The organism is Paraburkholderia sp. BR10936, assembly GCF_040965735.1.
Classification (GTDB): domain Bacteria; phylum Pseudomonadota; class Gammaproteobacteria; order Burkholderiales; family Burkholderiaceae; genus Paraburkholderia; species Paraburkholderia nodosa_A.
In genome coordinates, this window is sequence record NZ_JBFRCM010000008.1 from 174,240 (window position 1) to 192,955 (window position 18,716).

Below are 18,716 nucleotides of genomic sequence, written 5' to 3' on the forward strand. Positions count from 1 at the left end.
ATTACGCCCGCCCGCTGTGTGCTTACGCCACGCTCAGCGGCCGGCTCGCTGCACCATTGGAACTCGCCGCCATGGGCGATGCATGACGCGCAAGCTCGAAATGCTCGACCGTGTAGTCGACGAAGCGACGCGTCTTCGCGGGCAAATACTGGCGGCTCGGATAGACGATGGACATGCGGGCGTCGGGATCGTCGATGTCGTAGTCGGGCAGTAGCCGCCGCAGCGTGCCCGCGGTGAAGTCGTCGGCGACGAGCGGCGCGGGCACGACCGCCACGCCCATGCCGGCCAGCGCGGCGAGCCGCACCATCAGCATGTTGTTGACGGCGTAGCCAGGCTGCAGCGTGACCTGCTGTGCACGCTCGCCGGGCTTCGCGAACTGCCACGTCGCGCTGCGCTCCTCGGGAGGCAGTGCGACCGCCGCGCATTGCGCGAGCTCCTCGGGCGTATGCGGCTCGCCGTGCTCGGCGAGCCATGCGGGCGCAGCGCAGGGGACGAACGTCGTGGTGCCGAGCGCGCGCTCCACGCACTCGCCGTTGCGTGCGGGCGTAGCGCCGACGATGCCCACGTCGAAGCCGTCTTCCATGAGATCCACGGGCCGTTCGGCGAGCGTGAGGCGCACGTTCACGCGTGGATACAGACGCCGGTAGCCGTCGATGAGCGGCGTGAGCGTGGCAAGCGAGAGCGCGCCGGCGGCCACCACGCGCAGCGTGCCGCTCGGCTCGCTTTCCGAGTGCGCCAGCGAACGCTCCAGATGATCGAGTTCCTCTAGCACGCAACGACAGCCTTCGAGGTAGCGCTGACCCGCCTCGGTGAGCGCGAGATTGCGCGTGGTGCGATTGATTAGGCGTGCATTCAGGTGCGCCTCGAGCATCGCGACGGAGCGCGTGACGAGCGCGTTGGAGACGTCGAGCTGCTGCGCGGCGCGACGAAAGCTCCCGGTTTCCGCCACCCTGACGAAGACGCGCATGGCATGTATCTGGTTCATGTGTAGCCTCGTATGCTCGATGCATGGACCGGTTGAGGGACACCGCAACTGCTGGCGAAGTTGAGGAACGAAGCGATGTGTCGCGTTGTTATGGTCAATGTGCCTCGAATGAACTACTGCGATGGACGACCGCGGGAATCTAACAAAAATAATATTGACAGTCCGTGAGAATTACAATATCTATCTCAACACGCGGCAGCATTTCTTACTTGTAAAAGATCCAATACGCAGTCGGCATGTATTGAGTGAGGAATGCGTTGTGCGTTTTTGTCACTATCTAAATATTGTGCATTGCGGATAACGTGTTTGCGTAATTCACGCGAGCAGCGGATGTCTGTCAGAACTGCCAGCTTCCAGGCGGGACGCCCTTTGCCTCTGGCGAATTGTGAGTCATTGCGGTCGGTGAATTTCCCGTCATTTACGAGCCGGAATTAAGCGCGCGTTGACGCTTTTTCTGTGTGAATGAATTGTTGTGCGTGAGGGCAAATAACGACCGGGAATTAGCGCTGCATGTTATTTAATGTGCATTACCGCTCGTTTTTTGAGCACGCTTTCGGGCTAACTAAAACGTAAATCGGCAGACCAGACATGATCGTCGAATTGCTGAAGTCGCAACCCGAGATTGCCCTGTTCGTGAGCCTCGCGCTCGGTTATCTGATTGGTTCGATCCGCTTCGGTCCGATTTCCCTCGGAGGCGTGTGTGGCACGCTGATCGTCGCGCTCATGCTCGGGCAAACCGGCGCGCGCATCTCGCCCGACCTCAAGAACGTCGCCTTCGCACTCTTCATCTTCGCGCTCGGCTTCACGGGCGGTCCGCAGTTCTTCGCGAACGTCGGGCGCGGCTGGCGCTACGGACTGCTCTCGATCGTCGAGATCGTCTCGGTCATGGCGCTCGTCATGATCGCGGTCGTCGTGATGAAGCTCGATGCGGGCACAGCGGCGGGCCTGCTCGCGGGCGCGGCGACCGAATCGGCCGTGATCGGCACGGCTTCCGAAGCGATCACGCGGCTCGGCCTGACCGACGCCCAGGTGAGCACGCTGCAGGCGCATATCGTGACCGCATACAGCGTGAGCTACCTCTTTGGCCTCATCACCATCGTGCTCTTCACGAGCCAGATTGCCCCGCTGATCCTGCGCGTGAACCTGCGGGAAGAGGCCGCGCGCCTGTATCGCAAGCTCGGCGGCGACGGCGCGCTCGACGAAGGACAGCGGCTCGCGCTCGCGCCGCTCGAAGGTCGCGCCTTCAAGGTGGGTCCCGCAGCCGGCGCCGCAGTCGCCGCCTTCGAGGCGCGTTTTGGCAATAACGTCACGATCGAGTACGTGCTGCGCGAGGGACGCCAACTGGACGCCAATGCGCAGTCCGTGCTGCAGCCGGGTGACATCGTGCTGATCGCCGGGCGCCGCGAAGCCGTGATCGAAGCAGCAGGCAGTCTCGGCGAAGAGATGCCGGGCGAGGGCTTGTTCAAGCTGCTCGCGAAACGCGTGGACGTGATGGTCACGCAGCGCGACGTCAGCGGCCTCACGCTCGCGCAAATGCGCGAGCGCGCCGCGCCGGAAGCGGGCCGCGGCATCTACGTCGGCGCGATCACGCGGCTCGACAACACGGTGCCCGCCTTGCCCGGCATGGTCGTGCATCGCGGCGACGTGCTGACGCTGGTCGGCACGCCCAGCGACGTTGCGCGCGGCGCGAAGCGTCTTGGCTACGTGATCCAGCAGACCCAGAAGACCGACTTCGTCTATCTGGGCCTCGGCGTGCTGGTCGGCATGATGATCGGGCGTTTCGGCGTGAACGTGGGCGGCGTCACGCTGGTGCTCGGCACGGGCGGCGGGTGCCTGCTCTCGGGTCTGTTCTTCGGCTGGCTGCGCTCGCGTTACCCCCTGGTAGGCTCGCTGCCCTCGGCCGCCGCGCAGGTGCTCAAGGACTTTGGTCTTGCCACCTTCATCGCGGCCGTCGGGCTTTCCGCCGGCCCCGACGCCATCAAGCTCGTGCGCGAGTACGGTCTCGCGCTGCCGCTCGCAGGCATTCTGATGGTGCTGATTCCCGGGCTCCTCTCACTGTGGATCGGGCACATGTTCCTCAAGCTCGAAGCGCCGATGCTGCTCGGCGCCATCGCCGGCCAGCAGTGCAGCACGCCGGCGATCAGTGCGCTCGTCGGCGTAGCCGGCAACTCGACTCCCGTGATCGGCTACACGATCACCTACGCGCTGTCGAACATCCTCTTGCCGCTCATGGGCCCCGTGGTGGTAGGGCTCGCGGCGAAGTTTGGCTGACGCATCCTGGCTGGTGTTTTCGGCTCGATCTGGCCGGCGGTGTCTCATTGCCGGCCATCCCCAGCAGCAAGGGGGTTCTTTCTCAAAGCGAGGACACGATGGAATGGCTACATGACATCTTTCACAAATCCCCGGAAATCGCGCTATTTCTTTCTCTGGCCGTTGGCTACTGGATCGGTCAGATCAATTTCGGCAAGTTCCAGTTAGGCGGCGTGGGCGGCTCGCTGCTCGCCGCGGTCGTCGTGAGCCAGGTGGGCGTGACCGTCGACAACGGCGTGAAGGCGGTGATGTTCGCCGTCTTCATCTACGCCGTGGGCTACGACTCGGGCCCCGGCTTCTTCAACTCGCTCAACCGCAAGACGCTGCGCGAAATCGCCATGGCCGTGTTCATGGCCGTGGCGGGTCTCGCCACCGTGCTGGTTTGCGCGAAGCTCTTTCACCTCAACAAGGGCCTTGCCGCCGGTCTCGCGGCGGGCGGCATGACGCAGTCGGCCATCATCGGCACGGCCGGCGACGCGATCGCGCGCCTGGGCTTGCCGCCCGACCAGGTGAAGGCCATGCAGGCCGACGTCGCGATCGGCTACGCCGTCACCTACGTGTTCGGCTCGCTCGGCGCGATCATCGTCTGCGTGAACATCCTGCCGAAGTTCATGGGCCGCAGCCTCAAGGACGCGTCCGCGGACGCCGAGCGCGAGATGTCGGGCGGCAACGCCGCTGCGGGGCCGGGCCAGATCACGGCGTTGCCCGAGTTGTTCGGGCGCGTGTTCCGTGTCGAGAAAGCCGCGGGCAAGACCGTCAAGCAGATCGAGCTGGCCGAGAGCGATTTCGTCGCGGTCGAGAAGATTCGCCGCGCCGGCAAGGTGCTCGACGCCACCCCCGACTTCGTGCTGAGCCGCGACGATGTCGTGCTGGTCGTGGGCCGCCGCGAGCAGATGGTCGAAGTGGGCGCGCTGATCGGGCCGGAAGTGCCGGACTCGGGCGGCATGAGCCTCGTGATGCAAACGCGCCAGCTCGTCTTCACGCGCAAGGGCATGAACCACACGACGATTGCCGAAGTGCGCAAGAACGTGGACCGCGATCTGCGTCACGGTGTGTACATCGAGAAGATCGAACGTGTTGGCCAGCCCGTGCCGCTCCTGCCCGAAACGAAGCTCGAGCACGGCGACGTGGTGACGATCTATGGCACCGCAACGGATACGAAACGCGCCGTGCAGGCCGCCGGCTACGAACTCGCATACAGCAACAAGACCGACTTCATCTACATGGGCGTGGGCCTCGTGCTCGGCCTGCTGGTGGGCCTGATCGTCGTGAACGTGGCCGGCATTCCGCTCACGCTCGGCTCCGGTGGCGGCTGCCTGCTCGCGGGTCTCGTGTTCGGCTGGATGCGCGGCAAGCACCCCATGTACGGCGTGATGCCGCCTGCGGCTTCGCAGCTGCTCAAGGACTTCGGGCTTGCGGCGTTCGTCGCGGTGGTCGGCCTGAACTCGGGCCTGCAGGCCGTTGTGACGGTCAAGCAGAGCGGCATCACGATCTTCCTGCTAGGCGTGGTGGTGACGCTGGTACCGCTCTTCCTCACGATGCTGTTTGGCCGCTACGTGCTCAAGTACAACAACGCGGCCATTCTGGCGGGCGCGCTGTCCGGCGCGCGCAGTGCGAACCCGGCGTTCGGCGGCATTCTCGACAAGGCGGAAAGCGCGGTCCCCACCGTGCCGTTCGCCATTACCTATGCGATCGCGAACGTGCTGCTCACGCTGCTCGGGCCGCTCGTGGTCGGTCTTGCATGACATGCACTCAACGTGTGCTGCGCGAGGAAAAAAGCGCGCGGCACACGCAACGTCTTCCAATGGAGAACACCATGGCAACGAAAGCGAAGGGTAACGGCGCGAAAGAAAAGTCGGGTCTCGATGCACTGAGCCCGTTCGAGCTGAAGGACGAACTCATCAAGGCGGCCGGCGGCGGCGCGACCGCGCGCCCGGCCAATCTCGCGATGCTCAACGCGGGCCGCGGCAACCCCAACTTCCTCGCCACGATTCCGCGTCACGGCTTCTGGCAACTCGGCCTCTTTGCCATGCGGGAGTCCGAGCGCTCGTTTGCCTACATGCCCGAGGGCGTGGGCGGCTTCCCGCAGCGTGACGGCATCGTCGAGCGCTTCGACCTGTTCGTGCGCGAGAACAAGGGGCAGCCCGGCATCAGGTTCCTCGCGGGCGCGGTGTCGTACGTGCGCGATCAGCTGGGGCTCTCGGCGGGCGACTTTCTCTATGAGATGTGCGAAGGCATTCTCGCCTGCAATTACCCGGTGCCGGACCGCATGCTCAAGCTTTCGGAGATCATCGTCGGGCAGTATCTGCGCCGCGAGATGATCGGCAAGCATCCGTTCGTCGGCGAGTTCGACGTGTTCGCGGTAGAAGGCGGCACGGCGGCCATGACGTACATCTTCAACACGATGCGCGAGAACTTCCTGATCAAGGCGGGCGACACCATCGCGCTCGGCATGCCGATTTTCACGCCGTACATCGAGATTCCGGAACTCAACGATTACCAGCTCAACGTGGTGCATCTGAACGCCACGGTGGAAAACAACTGGCAGTACTCGAAGAAGGAGCTCGACAAGCTGCGCGATCCGAAGGTCAAGGCGTTCTTCCTTGTGAACCCGAGTAACCCGCCTTCGGTAAAGATCGATGACGCGAGCCTCGAGTACATCGCCGAGATCGTGAAGGAGCGTCCGGACCTCATCATCCTGACCGACGACGTGTACGGCACCTTCGCCGACAACTTCGTCTCGCTCTTCGCGCTCGCGCCGAAGAACACGATTCTCGTGTACTCGTATTCGAAGTACTTCGGCGCGACCGGCTGGCGTCTGGGTGCGATCGCCACGCACCGCGACAACGTGCTCGACCACACGCTCGCAAAGCTGCCGAAGGACGAGAAGAAGGAACTGCACAAGCGCTACGAATCGATCACCACCGAGCCGGACAAGCTCAAGTTCATCGACCGTCTGGTGGCCGACAGCCGTACTGTCGCGCTGAACCACACGGCCGGTCTTTCGACGCCGCAGCAGGTGCAGATGGTGCTGTTCTCGCTGTTCTCGCTCATGGACACGCCCGACGCGTACAAGAACGCGCTCAAGCGCCTCATTCGCAACCGCAAGCGCGCGCTCTTCGAGGAAATGGGCGTGCCCTACGGCGAGGGCGATCCGAACCAGGTCGACTACTACACGATCCTCGACATGGAATACATGGGCGAGAAGCGTTTCGGGCGCGAATTCGTCGACTGGCTGCTCAAGCAGGTCAAGCCCAACGAGTTGCTGTTCCGTCTCGCGGAGGAAGCGCGCGTGGTGCTGCTGCCGGGCAAGGGTTTCGGCACGCCGCATCCGTCGGGGCGCGTGTCGCTCGCGAACCTCAACGAGTCGGACTATCGCAAGATCGGCCGCGCGGTGCGCAAGCTCACCGAGGAATACGTGCAGCGCTATAACGAGGCCACCGGCAAGAACCTCGATCCGACTGCCGTGAAGAAGTAAGCGCAGGCGGCGCCTGGCCACCTCGAGTCCCAATACGTTTGCAGTCCGGGCCGCATCCGGCGTAGTTGCCGGGTGCGGTTTTTTATGGTTCCTGGCAGATTCCCGGGATAGGTCTCTGTTCGAACCGGAAGCAGACCGCCGATTCACGGATCGGCACGTTCCTTGACGAATTCGGCGCGGATTCTCATGTGCACGTCATCCCCGACAGCGGAGGACCATTTCGTCAGCCCGAACGCTGCCCGGCTGAAATGGCCGTCGGCGGAGAAGGCCAGCGTCTCGGGAGCGCCCGGTGGATCGTCCGGGGCTGTGTCGAAGGTGACATCGAGCGTGACGGGGCGAGTCGTCGTGCGGATCGTCAGATCCCCTGTCAACAGGCCATTGAACGGACCAATCCGGACAAGGCGGGTGCTGACGAAGCGAATGGCCGGATAATGCGCCACGTCGAGCATGCCGCCGCTTTCGACGATTCGGGTGACAAACGGCGCGTTCGCTTCGAGGCTTGTCGCGTCGATCGTCACCACCACGCGGCCCGAAGTCGCGCCCTGGAATCCATCGAGCTCGGCACCTACGCGGCTAAAGCGCATCGTGAGATTCGAGTGCCAGGCGTTCGCGACGTCGAATGTCACACCGGAACGGGCCGGATCCAGCCGATACTGTGCCAGCGGTGCGGACGTGTCGACAGGAGCGGCGCTGACCCCGACAGCTGCAATGGCAGTGCAGGCAAACATTGCGATTGCGCTTGCGTGGGGTTTGAGACAAACCATGGTCACGCCACGCCGACGGATGGGGTTGCGACCCAGCACGCTCTTTTACCTCCACTTTTCCGGGCGGGAGCCGCCCGCGGCGAGCAGCAATCGCATGTGCTCGGACGCGCGCAAAAGTTGTGCCGCCACCGTACTGACAGGTGGACCACCCTTTGGTTGCCGGCATGCCCCATTCACGCGGAAAGCATCTGTCGAGATAGCACCACGGCCTTGTGACGAAATGAGGACACCGGGAAAACGTCCTGCATGCTCCCTTTATTTCACTGCGCTTGAAAGCCCGATGCGCTCAACGTGATTTCGGCGTTCGTGCCTGTCGGAAAACTGAAAGGAAAAAATTCCCGGCAGCAGTGGAATAGGGACGTGAGTAGGAGGTTTACCCACCAACAAGGAGCCGACCACGGAACGATCGGGCCAGATCCGATCGCAGACGAACAACTTCCACGAAACCTGCACATGAGCCGAACGATCATTCAGCCTCTCTGGGTCCGCGCGACACACTGGATCAACGCCGTCGCGGTCGTGCTGATGGTGACCAGCGGCTGGCAGATTTACGATGCCTCGCCTATCTTTGCCGGCCTGAAATTTCCCGCGAGCATGACCTTGGGCGGCTGGCTGGGCGGCGCATTGCAGTGGCATTTCGCGATCATGTGGGTGCTGGTCGCGAATTACCTCGTCTACGTGTGCCTCAATCTCCTTTCAAGGCGCTTGTGGAGAAAGCTTCTCCCGATCCGCTTGAGTACGCTACGCCGGGACCTTGTCGCCGCGCTGCGCGGCAAGCTGGCACACGAAGATCTGGCGCGCTACAACGCCGTTCAGAAACTGGCGTATGTCGTGGTTATCGTCGACATTGCAGTCGTGATCCTTTCCGGCCTCGCGGTCTGGAAATCGGTTCAGTTTCCCCTGCTGCGAACGCTCATGGGGGGGTACGACAACGCACGGGTCGTCCACTTCTTCGCCATGAGCGTTCTCGTAGCGTTTTTCGTGGTGCACGTCGTCATGGTCGCGCTTGTGCCGCGCTCGCTGCGCCTGATGGTTCGCGGACGGTGATCGAACATGCCCTCTCGCAAAAAACCACTCAATGCGTTTCTCGTTTCAAACGCGGATTCGATCATCAAGGACGCTCGCGGCGAATTGAAGAGTCCCGCTCGCAGGTTGCTCGGCAGACACATACTCACGCTCGGCGGCATTGCGATGCTCTCGGGCTGCGATCTCTCGAACGACAAGTCGGTGAATACCATGCTGCGCAAGATGTCGTTCTTCAATGACCGCGTGCAGGCGCTGCTGTTCGATCCGAACAAGACGGCGCCGACGTATCCGGAGTCGATGATCACGCGGCCTTTCCCTTTCAACGCGTTCTATGACATCGACGACGTACCGGAAGTCGATTCCGCGACCTATCGGCTGCAAGTGGGAGGACGTGCGAACGGCAAACGCATATGGACCCTCGACGAACTGCGAGCGCTGCCACAAGAAAGCCAGATCACGCGCCACATCTGCATCGAGGGCTGGAGCGCCATTGGGCACTGGGGCGGTGTGCGTTTCTCCGATTTTCTCCGCCGTGCCGGGGCCGACACGACAGCGAAGTACGTCGCGTTCCATTGTGCCGACAACTATTGGACCAGCATTGATATGCCAACAGCGTTGCACGCGCAAACGTTGCTTACGCTGACCTATGACGGGGACGTGCTGCCGCCGAAATACGGCTTTCCGATGAAGCTGCGCATGCCGACCAAACTCGGCTACAAGAATCCAAAGCATATCGTCGCCATCACGGTGACGAACGAGTATCCCGGCGGTTACTGGGAGAACCAGGGCTACAACTGGTTCGGCGGTTCCTGAAGTCCAATCGACTCTTTCCTCAACGCATATCCGCTACATGGAGCATTCATGACCATTCGACTCAAAGTTGCAGCGACTCTTGCCGCAATGGCGCTTGCCGGCAGCGCGCTGGCGCAAACGCCTGACGCGAAGCCCGTGCGTATTCGCGGCAGTATCGTTTCTCTCGATGGCGATGTTCTCAAGGTCCATCGACGCAGTGGCGATACGGTGTCGATCGATCTTGCGGCCAACGTTCCCGTCTCGTCTGTCAAGGCGATGCAGCTATCCGACATCAAGCCGGGTACGTTCGTCGGCACGGCCGCGACGACCGGTACTGATGGCAGGCTGACGGCGACCGAAGTCGTGGTCTTCCCGGAAGCCGCGCGCGGCACGGGCGAGGGACACTACGCGTGGGACCTCGGCCCGAACAGCACGATGACCAACGCGAATGTCGATACTGTCGTGCAGGGCACGGACGGCCGCAATCTGAAGCTGTCGTACAAAGGCGGCAGCAATGAGGTCACGGTTCCGCCCAATGTACCGATCGTCACCTTCGTGCCGGCTGCGCGCTCCGATCTGGCGCCAGGCAAGCAAGTGTTCGTGGTCGCGAAATCCGCGTCACAGGGTGCGTATGCCGCGCAGCGCGTGGTGGTCGAAAAGAACGGCGTCGTCCCGCCGATGTAAGCGAACGCGTCCGGGTTTCCCGGAAGTTCCTGGGCAACCACACAATCCGCGCGCCGGACCGGAATGCGAACGAATTTACAGTCCGGCGTGCCTTGTGGGCCAGGAAGTTTGCGCCCGGCGACGTACCGCGCAATGCGGCTTGCGGTGCTCAATAGCCACCGCCTGAAGAGTTGGTTGAACTGCTCGACGCGCCGTTACCGCCTTGATTCATATCGCCACTCGCGGCAACGGACCCGGAAACCGCGGCCATGCCGAGGCAGACGAGACACGCAAGAACCATCCTGAATCGCTTCATGATGATTTCCTCCTGGGTAAGCTCGCAGGAAGTCCCGCGCAGGGGCATCCGGCGAGGCATTAGCCGCGCGATTGCCAACGACGCCGACCTGCGGGTGCATTGCGGACGCGTCGCGCGGCTTGTCGCGAACGCTGGCATCGACATAGTAACTAACGCCGCCCGCCTACGACTTATTCCCCGCGGCGGGGTTTGCGTTGCTCGTGCTTTGCGTATCTTGTCCCGCGTGCGCGCGCACGCTCTTGCGATGAAGCGAAACCGAAAGCGCCACGGCGGACGCTGCGGCGATCGCGGCGAAAAGAAACACCGACCCATAGCCGAACAGATTCGCCACGTAGCCTGCGAGCGGGCCGGTAATGCCCAGCGAGAGATCGAGGAACACGGAGTAGGCCGAGAGCGCCGCGCCGCGGCTGGCGGGCGGCACGAGCCCGACCGCCTCGACGCCGAGCGCCGGGAACACGAGTGCGAAGCCGAAGCCGGTGAGCGCCGCGCCCGCGAGCGCGACTTGCGGCGTGGGTGCGAGCCACAACAGCAAGAGGCCCGCGCATTCGCACGAGAACGAGACGATGGCGACGCGGAAGCCGCCGAAGCGCTTGATGGTATTGGCGAACAACAGACGCGCGCCGATGAACATCAGACCGAACACCGTGAGCGTGAACGCGGCGTTGGGCCAGTGGCGCGCGGCGTAGAACAGCGTGATGAAGGTCGCGATGGAGCCGAAGCCCGCCGAGCCGAGCGCGAGGCCGATGCCGTGCGGCAGCACGCGCGTGAACACGCTGCGGTACGACATGCGCTCGCCGTGCACGACCGGCACCGGCGCGATGGGCCGCGCGAGCCAGAAGCCGAGCGCGGCCATTGCGATGACCGAAATGCCGAGCATCCAGTATCCGAGGGCGTGCGCCATCACGACGCCCAGCGGCGCGCCGATCGCGAGTGCGCCATAGGTGGCGATGCCGTTCCACGAGATCACCTTCGCGTTGTGCGCGGTGCCCACGCGGCCGATGCCCCAGAGGATCGCGCCGGTGCCGCACAGGCTTTCGCCGCAGCCGAGCAACAGGCGGCTCACCACCAGCAGCGCGAGCGAGAGGCCGGGCCAGTGATCGACGAGCGTGCCGAGCAGCAGCAGCACGCCGCTCGAGCCGCAGATCGTCAGGCCGATCGTCACGGTTTTCTTGGGGCCGAGCGTATCCGCCGAGCGGCCCGCGAGCGCGCGTGAGCAGAGCGTGGCGATGTACTGCACGCTGATGGCGGCGCCCGCCACCACGGTGCTGAAGCCGAGGTCGTTGTGCACGTAGCCCGGCAGCACGGCGAGCGGAATGCCGATCGTCAGGTAGCAGAGGAAGGTGAAAAAGACGACCGGAATGATCTGCAGGGTCGTCGACGCGGCTTTGCGCGGGGGCGCCAAATCAGCGGACATGGGGAAAATGCGGATGGAAAACGGCGGGAAAGGCGTGATTGTCCCATGGAACCGGTTTTTATGCAGAAACTGAAAAGCTGTTCCGGCGCGCGGAACACGCGTTTTCTGCGCTGATGACGGCCTTTTGCAACCGGGAATCCAGCTGCGAAGATCCCGCGATTTTGCGCGACGTTGGCGGCAATTCGCGTTGCCGCGGCGCCTTGGCCCGACCGTGCGGGCGGAGAAATCAGCATCTGAACGGGTTAATAGTCAGTCGAATATGTCCGATATTCGCCAATCGGCTCTGAAATCGCGCAATCGAGACGCTTCGACATAAGCACAGCCGCACTGCAGCACACCGATTTATCGACTCAACGATATATTCCCCATGCTCCTCTCGCTATGGGTTGCCAATATTGGCAGTGATAGTTTTCGAACCGTCCACTCGAGCGGCATACGCCTTTTGCGAGCTGCATCCAACGACGAGCCAGAAACCATGAGCCAGCCGATCCGCTTTTACCACCGCAACGCGATTCGCGAAATCAGCGACGCGGGCGTCACCCGCACCGTTCTCCAGTACCTGCGCGAAGACGCACGCTGCACCGGCACCAAGGAAGGCTGCGCCGAAGGCGACTGTGGCGCCTGCACGGTCGTGGTGGGCGAGCGCAATGAGGCGGGCGGCGTGAGCTTCAAGGCCGTCAACGCCTGCATCCAGTTCCTGCCGACGCTCGACGGCCGCGCGCTCTTCACCGTCGAAGACCTGCGCCAGCCCGACGGCTCGCTGCACCCCGTGCAGCAGGCCATGGTCGACTGCCACGGCTCGCAATGCGGTTTTTGCACGCCGGGCTTCGTGATGTCGATGTGGGCGCTCTACGAGAAGCATGGCCACGAGCACGCGGGCCAGCCCAACCACGCCTGTGCTACGAAGGGCGCGTGCAGCGTGCCTTCGCGCGACGAGATCGCCAATGCGCTCACGGGCAACCTGTGCCGCTGCACGGGCTACCGGCCGATCCTCGACGCCGCCGAGCAGATGTTCAAGGCCGATGCGCCGAAGCAGCCCATCGACGTGAAGGCGCTCGCCCAGACCCTCGCCACGCTCGAGCGCGAGGACACCTTCCACTACGAGAGCCGCGGCCAGCAGTACGACGCGCCGCGTACCGTCGACGCGCTCGCCGCCATCAAGGCCGCGCGCCCCAACACGCGCATCCTCGCGGGCAGCACCGACATCGGCCTGTGGGTCACGAAGCAGATGCGCGAACTTGGCGACATCGTCTACGTGGGCCAGGTCGACGCGATGCGCCGCATCGACGTGAGCGACGACTGGATCGAGATCGGCGCGGGCGTAACCGTCGAGCGCGGCTATGCGGCACTCGCGAAGCATTACCCGGAACTCGAAGAGATGTGGCAGCGCTTCGCCTCGCTGCCGGTCCGCAACGCGGGCACGATCGGCGGCAACGTCGCGAACGGCTCGCCCATCGGCGACTCGATGCCCGGGCTCATCGCGCTCGGCGCGCGCGTGGTGTTGCGCGGCGGCGAGATCGAGCGCGAAATGCCGCTCGAAGACCTCTACCTCGCCTATCAGAAGAAGGACATGGCCGAGCACGAGTTCGTGCTCGCGCTCAAGGTGCCCACGCGCACCGGCGCGCGCGCGAACCTGCGTTTTCGCACCTACAAGGTCTCGAAGCGCTTCGACTCGGACATCTCGGCCGTGTGCGCCGCCTACGCCTATATCGCCGATGGCGACGTGATCCGCGAGCCGCGCATTGCGTTCGGCGGCATGGCCGCTACACCAAAGCGCGCGACTCACGTGGAAGGCGTGCTCGCCGATGCGCAGTGGCACGAAGCCACCGCCCAGGCCGCGATGATCGCGCTCGGCAAGGACTACGCGCCTCTATCCGACATGCGCGCGACGAGCGACTACCGCCTCGAAGCCGCGAAGAACACGCTGTACCGTTTCTGGCTCGAAACGCGTCCGCATAACCCGCTCGCGCCGCAAGCGCTCAATGTGCGCAACGTAGCCGCAGAAACCGCTTGAGACATTCGGGAAACGGAAAAGACATACGGAGAACGAAACAATGAACCAGCAAGCCGAACCGTTCCTGGACGAACTCAAGGCACGCGAGCCCTTCGCGCAAGTGCACGTCTCGCGCCCGCACGAATCCGCGCATCTGCACGTGAGCGGCCGCGCCACCTATACCGACGACATTCCGGTCGTGGCCGGCACGCTGCACGCCGCCCTCGGGCTTTCGCAGAAGCCGCACGCCCGCATCGTGTCGATGAACCTCGCGAAGGTGCGCGCGACGCCGGGTGTCGTAGCGGTGCTCACCGCCGAGGACATTCCCGGCGTGAACGACTGCGGCCCGATCATCCACGACGATCCGGTGCTCGCCGACGGCGTCGTGCAGTACGTGGGCCAGCCCATGTTCATCGTGGTGGCGACGTCGCACGACACGGCGCGCCGCGCCGCGCGCCGCGCCGAGGTGCAGTACGAAGAGCTGCCCGCCGTGCTTACGGCGCAGCAGGCGCGCGCTGCGCAGCAGTCGGTGCTGCCGCCGATGAAACTTGCGCGCGGCGAGGCGTCCACGCGCGCGGCACGCGCCGCGCATCGGCATGAAGGCGAGATGCTGCTGGGCGGCCAGGAGCAGTTCTACCTCGAAGGCCAGATTGCCTACGCGGTGCCGAAGGACGACGACGGCATGCACGTGTGGTGCTCCACGCAGCACCCGAGCGAGATGCAGCACCTCGTCGCGCATGTGCTGGGCGTCGCCTCGCACAACGTGCTCGTGGAATGCCGCCGTATGGGCGGCGGCTTCGGCGGCAAGGAATCGCAGTCGGGCCTCTTTGCCTGCTGCGCGGCGCTCGCCGCCTGGAAGCTCCTGTGCCCCGTGAAGCTGCGCCCCGACCGCGACGACGACATGATGGTCACGGGCAAGCGCCACGATTTCCACTACACCTATGAAGTGGGCTACGACGACCAGGGCACGATCGAAGGCGTGTCGGTCGACATGACCTCGCGCTGCGGCTTTTCCGCCGACCTGTCCGGCCCGGTGATGACGCGCGCCGTTTGCCACTTCGACAACGCCTACTGGCTGCCCGACGTGTCGATCGCCGGTTTCTGCGGCAAGACCAACACGCAGTCGAACACGGCGTTTCGCGGCTTCGGCGGCCCGCAGGGCGCGTTCGCGATCGAGTACATCATGGACGATGTGGCGCGCACGCTCGGTCTCGATTCGCTCGACGTGCGCCGCCGCAATCTCTACGGCAAGACGCAGAACAACGAAACGCCCTATGGCCAGGTCGTCGAGGACAACGTCATTCACGAGCTGATCGACGAGCTGGTGGAAACGAGCGGCTATCGCGCGCGCCGCGCCGCGATTCGGGAATTCAACGCGAACAACGATGTGCTCAAGAAGGGCATTGCGCTCACGCCGGTCAAGTTCGGCATTGCGTTCAACGTCACGCATTTCAACCAGGCGGGCGCGCTCGTTCACATCTACACCGACGGCTCGGTGCTCGTGAACCACGGCGGCACCGAAATGGGCCAGGGCCTGAACACGAAGGTCGCGCAGGTGGTGGCGCACGAACTGGGCATCGAGTTCGGCCGTGTGCGCGTGACCGCCACAGACACGAGCAAGGTCGCGAACACGTCCGCCACGGCGGCATCGACCGGCACCGACCTGAACGGCAAGGCGGCGCAGGACGCCGCACGTCAGTTGCGCCAGCGCCTCGCCGCGCTGGCGGCGACGACCTACGGCAAGGGCGAAATCAGCGCCGCGGACGTGGGCTTTGCCAACGACTCCGTGATCGTGGGCGAGACGATCGTGCCGTTCGAGACGTTGGTGTCGAAGGCCTATTTCGCGCGCGTCCAGCTCTGGTCCGATGGTTTCTACACCACGCCCAAGCTGTACTGGGATCAGGCCACGCTGCGCGGGCGGCCGTTCTACTACTACTCGTATGGCGCGGCGGTGTCGGAAGTCGTCATCGACACGCTCACGGGCGAAATGCGCGTGCTGCGCGCCGATGCGCTGCACGACGTGGGCGCGTCGCTGAATCCGGCGCTCGACGTGGGCCAGGTGGAAGGCGGTTTCATTCAGGGCATGGGCTGGCTCACCACGGAAGAACTGTGGTGGAAGCCGGACGGCAAGCTCATGACGCACGCGCCGTCCACCTACAAGATCCCGACCGTAAACGACACGCCAGCGGAATTCAACGTGCGGCTCTTCAAGAACCGCAACGCGGAAGACAGCATCCACCGCTCGAAGGCCGTGGGCGAGCCGCCGCTGTTGCTGCCGTTCTCGGTGTTCTTCGCGATTCGTGACGCCGTGGCGAGCGTGGCCGATTACCGCTTCAATCCGCCTATGAATGCGCCGGCCACCGCCGAGGAAATCCTGAAGGGCGTGCGCGCGGTGCGGGCGATGGCGCGCGAGGGGGCTGCAAAATGAATCGTCATCCTCAGCATTGCGTGCGCGTCGATGAAACCGGGCGCGTGATCATTGGCCGCCGCAGCACGCCGGTGCCGCACTACGGGCCGATGCACATCGTGCTGTTCGGCGCGGGCCACGTGGGCCATGCGCTCGTCACGCTGCTCGGCATGCTGCCGTGCGTGGTGCAGTGGGTGGACGAGCGCGACGAGCTGTTCCCCGACGAGGTGCCCGCCAACGTGCAGATCGAAGCGACGGACACGCCGGCGGCCATCGTCGACGAAGCGCCGGCGGGCGCGTACTTCCTCGTGATGACGCACAATCACGCGCTCGACTTCGAGTTGAGCGAACGCATCATGCGGCGGCGCGATTTCGCGTGGTTTGGCCTCATCGGCTCGAAAACGAAGCGCGTGAAGTTCGAGCGGCGGCTCATGGAGCGCGGCGTGGAAAGCGAGCGCATGGACGAGATGACTTGCCCTATCGGCGTGACGGGGATCGTCGACAAGGCGCCTGCGTCGATTGCGGTGGCGGTCGCCGCGCAACTCATGCAGATGCGGGTGGTGCAGCGCCCGGCGGTGGTGAGAACGGTCGCGCTCGAGCGCGCCTGATTCCACGCGCCATACAAGCGAAACGGGCGCGCCTCGATGATGAGGGCGCCCGTTTGCGTTCGCTTTGCGTTATCGCTTTGCGTTATTTCAGGCAGCTTCGAGCGGCGGCGTGGGCGTCGCTTCGCTCTTCGCGCTCGCGGCCTTCTTCGTCGCGGCACGCTTCGTCCCGCGCTCGGCGGTCAACGATCCCGACACCTCTTCGATCAATCCGCGCAGCCATCCGACATCGCTCGGCCTGTCCGGCAGCGGATGCCACATCTGATAGCAGTGAATGCGCGGAAACGCGAACGGCGTCTCGACGACGGCGATGGGCAAGAGCCTCGCGTAGTGCTGCGCGAAGCGCCGTGTCGTCGTGAAGATCAGATCCGATTTCAGCAAGACCTGCGGCACGAGTCCGAAGTAGGGCAGCGTCGCGACGATGCGGCGCTCGGCTTTCGCCTTCGCAAACCCCAGATCGATCGCGCTCGCATGGGAGCCCGTATAGGGCGTGGGTGCGAGATGGGGAGCTGCGAGATAGGCGTCGCGCGTGAGTTCGCGGCGCGCGAGCGGATGGTCCGCGCGCATCATGCAGACGACCTTGTCGGAGAAGAGGTCGCTGCGCGCGAAACGCGCCTCGGGCTTCGGCCAGTTGCCGATCACGATGTCGAGTTCGCCCGCGTCCAGCGCGCCGTGATGATCGAGCGTGGGCGAGAGTGAGAGGATCTCCAGCCGCGCCGCCGGCGCCGTCTCGCGAAAGCGCGCGATCAGCGTCGGCATGAAGAAGTCGTTGAGGTAGTCGGGGGCGGCGAGGCGGAACGTGCGCTTCGAGCGTTCCGGGTCGAAGTCGCCGTGCGGCGTGGCCACGAACTCCACGTCGCGCAGTATGCGCTGCGCGTGCTGCAGCAGCGACTCGCCGTACTCGGTCGGCACCATGCCGGCCTTGCCGCGCACGAGGATCGGATCGCCCAGGATCTCGCGCAGCCGACGCAATGCCGTGCTGATGGCAGGCTGGGTCTGGTTCAGGCGCAGCGCGGCCTGTGTGACGCTGCGCTCGACCAGCAGGGTGCGCAGCACGCGCACCAGCCAGATGTCGAGGGTGAGGGCGTTATCGTCGTCCATGGGGTGTGGCGGGCAAGGGCGCGTGCGCGACGACGCATAGCGTTGCGCGCACGGATTCAGCCATAACCATATGCCTGCTCGCGCGCCACCGCCATAGGGTGCGCGGCATGACCGGCATCAGAAGGGCACGCGTTGGATGGTTCCGCGGCGCGCAGCCCGTCACTCGGTAACCGGTTTCGCGAGCCCCGAAGGCAGCGTGCTGATGCGCTTGACCTCGCGCGAGTCGAGCCAGTTCGGGCTGCGTGCGCAGTAGAGCACCATCGGCAAGGCGTCTTCGCCCCAGAAGAGCTGCTTGTTCATCCAGAACGTCGGCACGCCGAATACGCCCATCGCGATCGCGTCGTTGGTGTTGCGGCGCAACTGCGCGCGCACGACTTCTTCCTCGATCAGCGACTCGCCGTGCGGAATGCCCACGCGCTCGCAAAGCTGCTCGAAGCCCTCGTCGCTCGACGGGTCGCGCCCCTCGCGCCAGATGAAGCGGAAGATCTCGCGCACGCACGCGAACTCGCCGCCCGCCGCAATGGCGAGCAGCATCGGCCTGACCGAGTCGAACGGATGAGCGGGCGGCATCTTGAACGGAATGCCGAGTTGCTCGGCGCGAAAGAGCGCGTGCCGGTACGTGAACACGCGCTTGGCCGGGACCGCGGAGCCGAACGGCTGGCCCCAGTGGCGGTATAGCTCGGAAAGCAGCACCGGCGTCGGCACGAAATCGAAGCCGGGCCACTTGTCTTGCTGCTCCAGCAACAGATACGAAAACGGCGACACGAAGTCGTAGAACCAGGCCGGCTGGCTGGCGTCGATGCCGTCGATCATGCTGTTTCTCCTCTCCAGGGCGATATCCGGGCCATTGCTTGCATGGCCC

General features: G+C 64.3%; 14 protein-coding genes. 9 read left to right on the forward strand and 5 right to left on the reverse strand.

Annotation, left to right across the window (positions count from 1 at the left end):
* Positions 1-22: 22 nt before the first annotated feature.
* Positions 23-985 carry a LysR family transcriptional regulator gene (locus AB4Y36_RS18800; RefSeq protein ID WP_368683782.1) on the reverse strand — a complete coding sequence of 321 codons (963 nt, stop codon included), beginning with the start codon at positions 983-985 and terminating at the stop codon, positions 23-25.
* 588 nt (positions 986-1,573) lie between these two features.
* On the opposite strand from AB4Y36_RS18800, the gene aspT (AB4Y36_RS18805) reads away from it, so the two are divergent.
* From aspT (AB4Y36_RS18805) to AB4Y36_RS18815, 3 genes are all read left to right on the forward strand, one after another.
* Positions 1,574-3,256, forward strand: coding sequence for an aspartate-alanine antiporter (aspT, locus tag AB4Y36_RS18805; protein WP_368683783.1), 1,683 nt, complete (start codon positions 1,574-1,576; stop codon positions 3,254-3,256).
* 98 nt (positions 3,257-3,354) lie between these two features.
* Complete coding sequence (gene aspT, locus AB4Y36_RS18810) at positions 3,355-5,040, forward strand: aspartate-alanine antiporter (protein ID WP_069267746.1); 1,686 nt, start codon at positions 3,355-3,357, stop codon at positions 5,038-5,040.
* A 71-nt stretch (positions 5,041-5,111) separates the two neighbouring features.
* A complete protein-coding gene (locus AB4Y36_RS18815; RefSeq protein ID WP_069267745.1) occupies positions 5,112-6,773 on the forward strand; it encodes a bifunctional aspartate transaminase/aspartate 4-decarboxylase in 1,662 nt (553 codons plus the stop codon).
* A gap of 143 nt (positions 6,774-6,916) precedes the next feature.
* Here AB4Y36_RS18815 and AB4Y36_RS18820 read toward each other — a convergent pair whose 3' ends face one another.
* Positions 6,917-7,501 (reverse strand): YceI family protein, encoded by a 585-nt coding sequence (locus AB4Y36_RS18820; protein ID WP_368683784.1) that lies wholly within the window; start codon positions 7,499-7,501, stop codon positions 6,917-6,919.
* A 489-nt stretch (positions 7,502-7,990) separates the two neighbouring features.
* On the opposite strand from AB4Y36_RS18820, the gene AB4Y36_RS18825 reads away from it, so the two are divergent.
* Genes AB4Y36_RS18825 through AB4Y36_RS18835 form a run of 3 tightly spaced genes read left to right on the forward strand, consistent with a single transcriptional unit; the run spans position 7,991 to position 10,039 of the window.
* Positions 7,991-8,584: a cytochrome b/b6 domain-containing protein gene (locus AB4Y36_RS18825; RefSeq protein WP_368683785.1), complete on the forward strand. Its 594-nt coding sequence runs from the start codon at positions 7,991-7,993 to the stop codon at positions 8,582-8,584.
* A 6-nt stretch (positions 8,585-8,590) separates the two neighbouring features.
* Entirely contained in the window at positions 8,591-9,376 is a 786-nt protein-coding gene (locus AB4Y36_RS18830; protein WP_368683786.1) for a molybdopterin-dependent oxidoreductase, read from the forward strand.
* A 48-nt stretch (positions 9,377-9,424) separates the two neighbouring features.
* Positions 9,425-10,039, forward strand: coding sequence for a hypothetical protein (locus tag AB4Y36_RS18835; RefSeq protein WP_069267741.1), 615 nt, complete (start codon positions 9,425-9,427; stop codon positions 10,037-10,039).
* 458 nt (positions 10,040-10,497) lie between these two features.
* Here AB4Y36_RS18835 and AB4Y36_RS18840 read toward each other — a convergent pair whose 3' ends face one another.
* On the reverse strand, positions 10,498-11,748 hold the full coding sequence (locus tag AB4Y36_RS18840; RefSeq protein ID WP_083245529.1) for an MFS transporter: 1,251 nt from the start codon (positions 11,746-11,748) through the stop codon (positions 10,498-10,500).
* A 475-nt stretch (positions 11,749-12,223) separates the two neighbouring features.
* Here AB4Y36_RS18840 and xdhA point away from each other — a divergent pair, with 475 nt between their 5' ends.
* Genes xdhA through xdhC form a run of 3 tightly spaced genes read left to right on the forward strand, consistent with a single transcriptional unit; the run spans position 12,224 to position 16,756 of the window.
* Complete coding sequence (xdhA, locus tag AB4Y36_RS18845) at positions 12,224-13,762, forward strand: xanthine dehydrogenase small subunit (RefSeq protein ID WP_368683787.1); 1,539 nt, start codon at positions 12,224-12,226, stop codon at positions 13,760-13,762.
* A 40-nt stretch (positions 13,763-13,802) separates the two neighbouring features.
* A complete protein-coding gene (gene xdhB, locus AB4Y36_RS18850) occupies positions 13,803-16,169 on the forward strand; it encodes a xanthine dehydrogenase molybdopterin binding subunit (protein WP_368683788.1) in 2,367 nt (788 codons plus the stop codon).
* The gene (xdhC, locus tag AB4Y36_RS18855) at positions 16,166-16,756 is read left to right on the forward strand and encodes a xanthine dehydrogenase accessory protein XdhC (protein WP_368683789.1); all 591 of its coding nucleotides are present in this window, start codon (positions 16,166-16,168) and stop codon (positions 16,754-16,756) included. The genes xdhB and xdhC overlap by 4 nt, the downstream gene beginning before the upstream one ends.
* Positions 16,757-16,843: 87 nt before the next feature.
* Here xdhC and AB4Y36_RS18860 read toward each other — a convergent pair whose 3' ends face one another.
* Positions 16,844-17,854 carry a LysR family transcriptional regulator gene (locus AB4Y36_RS18860; protein WP_368683790.1) on the reverse strand — a complete coding sequence of 337 codons (1,011 nt, stop codon included), beginning with the start codon at positions 17,852-17,854 and terminating at the stop codon, positions 16,844-16,846.
* Between the two features lie 159 nt (positions 17,855-18,013).
* A complete protein-coding gene (locus AB4Y36_RS18865; protein ID WP_342947738.1) occupies positions 18,014-18,667 on the reverse strand; it encodes a 2-hydroxychromene-2-carboxylate isomerase in 654 nt (217 codons plus the stop codon).
* Positions 18,668-18,716 lie beyond the last annotated feature (49 nt).

Coding starts and splice junctions, on each gene's coding strand:
- AB4Y36_RS18800 (WP_368683782.1), bottom strand. CDS start 985: ATGAACCAGATACATGCCATGCGCGTCTTCGTCAGGGTGGCGGAAACC.
- aspT (WP_368683783.1), top strand. CDS start 1,574: ATGATCGTCGAATTGCTGAAGTCGCAACCCGAGATTGCCCTGTTCGTG.
- aspT (WP_069267746.1), top strand. CDS start 3,355: ATGGAATGGCTACATGACATCTTTCACAAATCCCCGGAAATCGCGCTA.
- AB4Y36_RS18815 (WP_069267745.1), top strand. CDS start 5,112: ATGGCAACGAAAGCGAAGGGTAACGGCGCGAAAGAAAAGTCGGGTCTC.
- AB4Y36_RS18820 (WP_368683784.1), bottom strand. CDS start 7,501: ATGTTTGCCTGCACTGCCATTGCAGCTGTCGGGGTCAGCGCCGCTCCT.
- AB4Y36_RS18825 (WP_368683785.1), top strand. CDS start 7,991: ATGAGCCGAACGATCATTCAGCCTCTCTGGGTCCGCGCGACACACTGG.
- AB4Y36_RS18830 (WP_368683786.1), top strand. CDS start 8,591: ATGCCCTCTCGCAAAAAACCACTCAATGCGTTTCTCGTTTCAAACGCG.
- AB4Y36_RS18835 (WP_069267741.1), top strand. CDS start 9,425: ATGACCATTCGACTCAAAGTTGCAGCGACTCTTGCCGCAATGGCGCTT.
- AB4Y36_RS18840 (WP_083245529.1), bottom strand. CDS start 11,748: ATGTCCGCTGATTTGGCGCCCCCGCGCAAAGCCGCGTCGACGACCCTG.
- xdhA (WP_368683787.1), top strand. CDS start 12,224: ATGAGCCAGCCGATCCGCTTTTACCACCGCAACGCGATTCGCGAAATC.
- xdhB (WP_368683788.1), top strand. CDS start 13,803: ATGAACCAGCAAGCCGAACCGTTCCTGGACGAACTCAAGGCACGCGAG.
- xdhC (WP_368683789.1), top strand. CDS start 16,166: ATGAATCGTCATCCTCAGCATTGCGTGCGCGTCGATGAAACCGGGCGC.
- AB4Y36_RS18860 (WP_368683790.1), bottom strand. CDS start 17,854: ATGGACGACGATAACGCCCTCACCCTCGACATCTGGCTGGTGCGCGTG.
- AB4Y36_RS18865 (WP_342947738.1), bottom strand. CDS start 18,667: ATGATCGACGGCATCGACGCCAGCCAGCCGGCCTGGTTCTACGACTTC.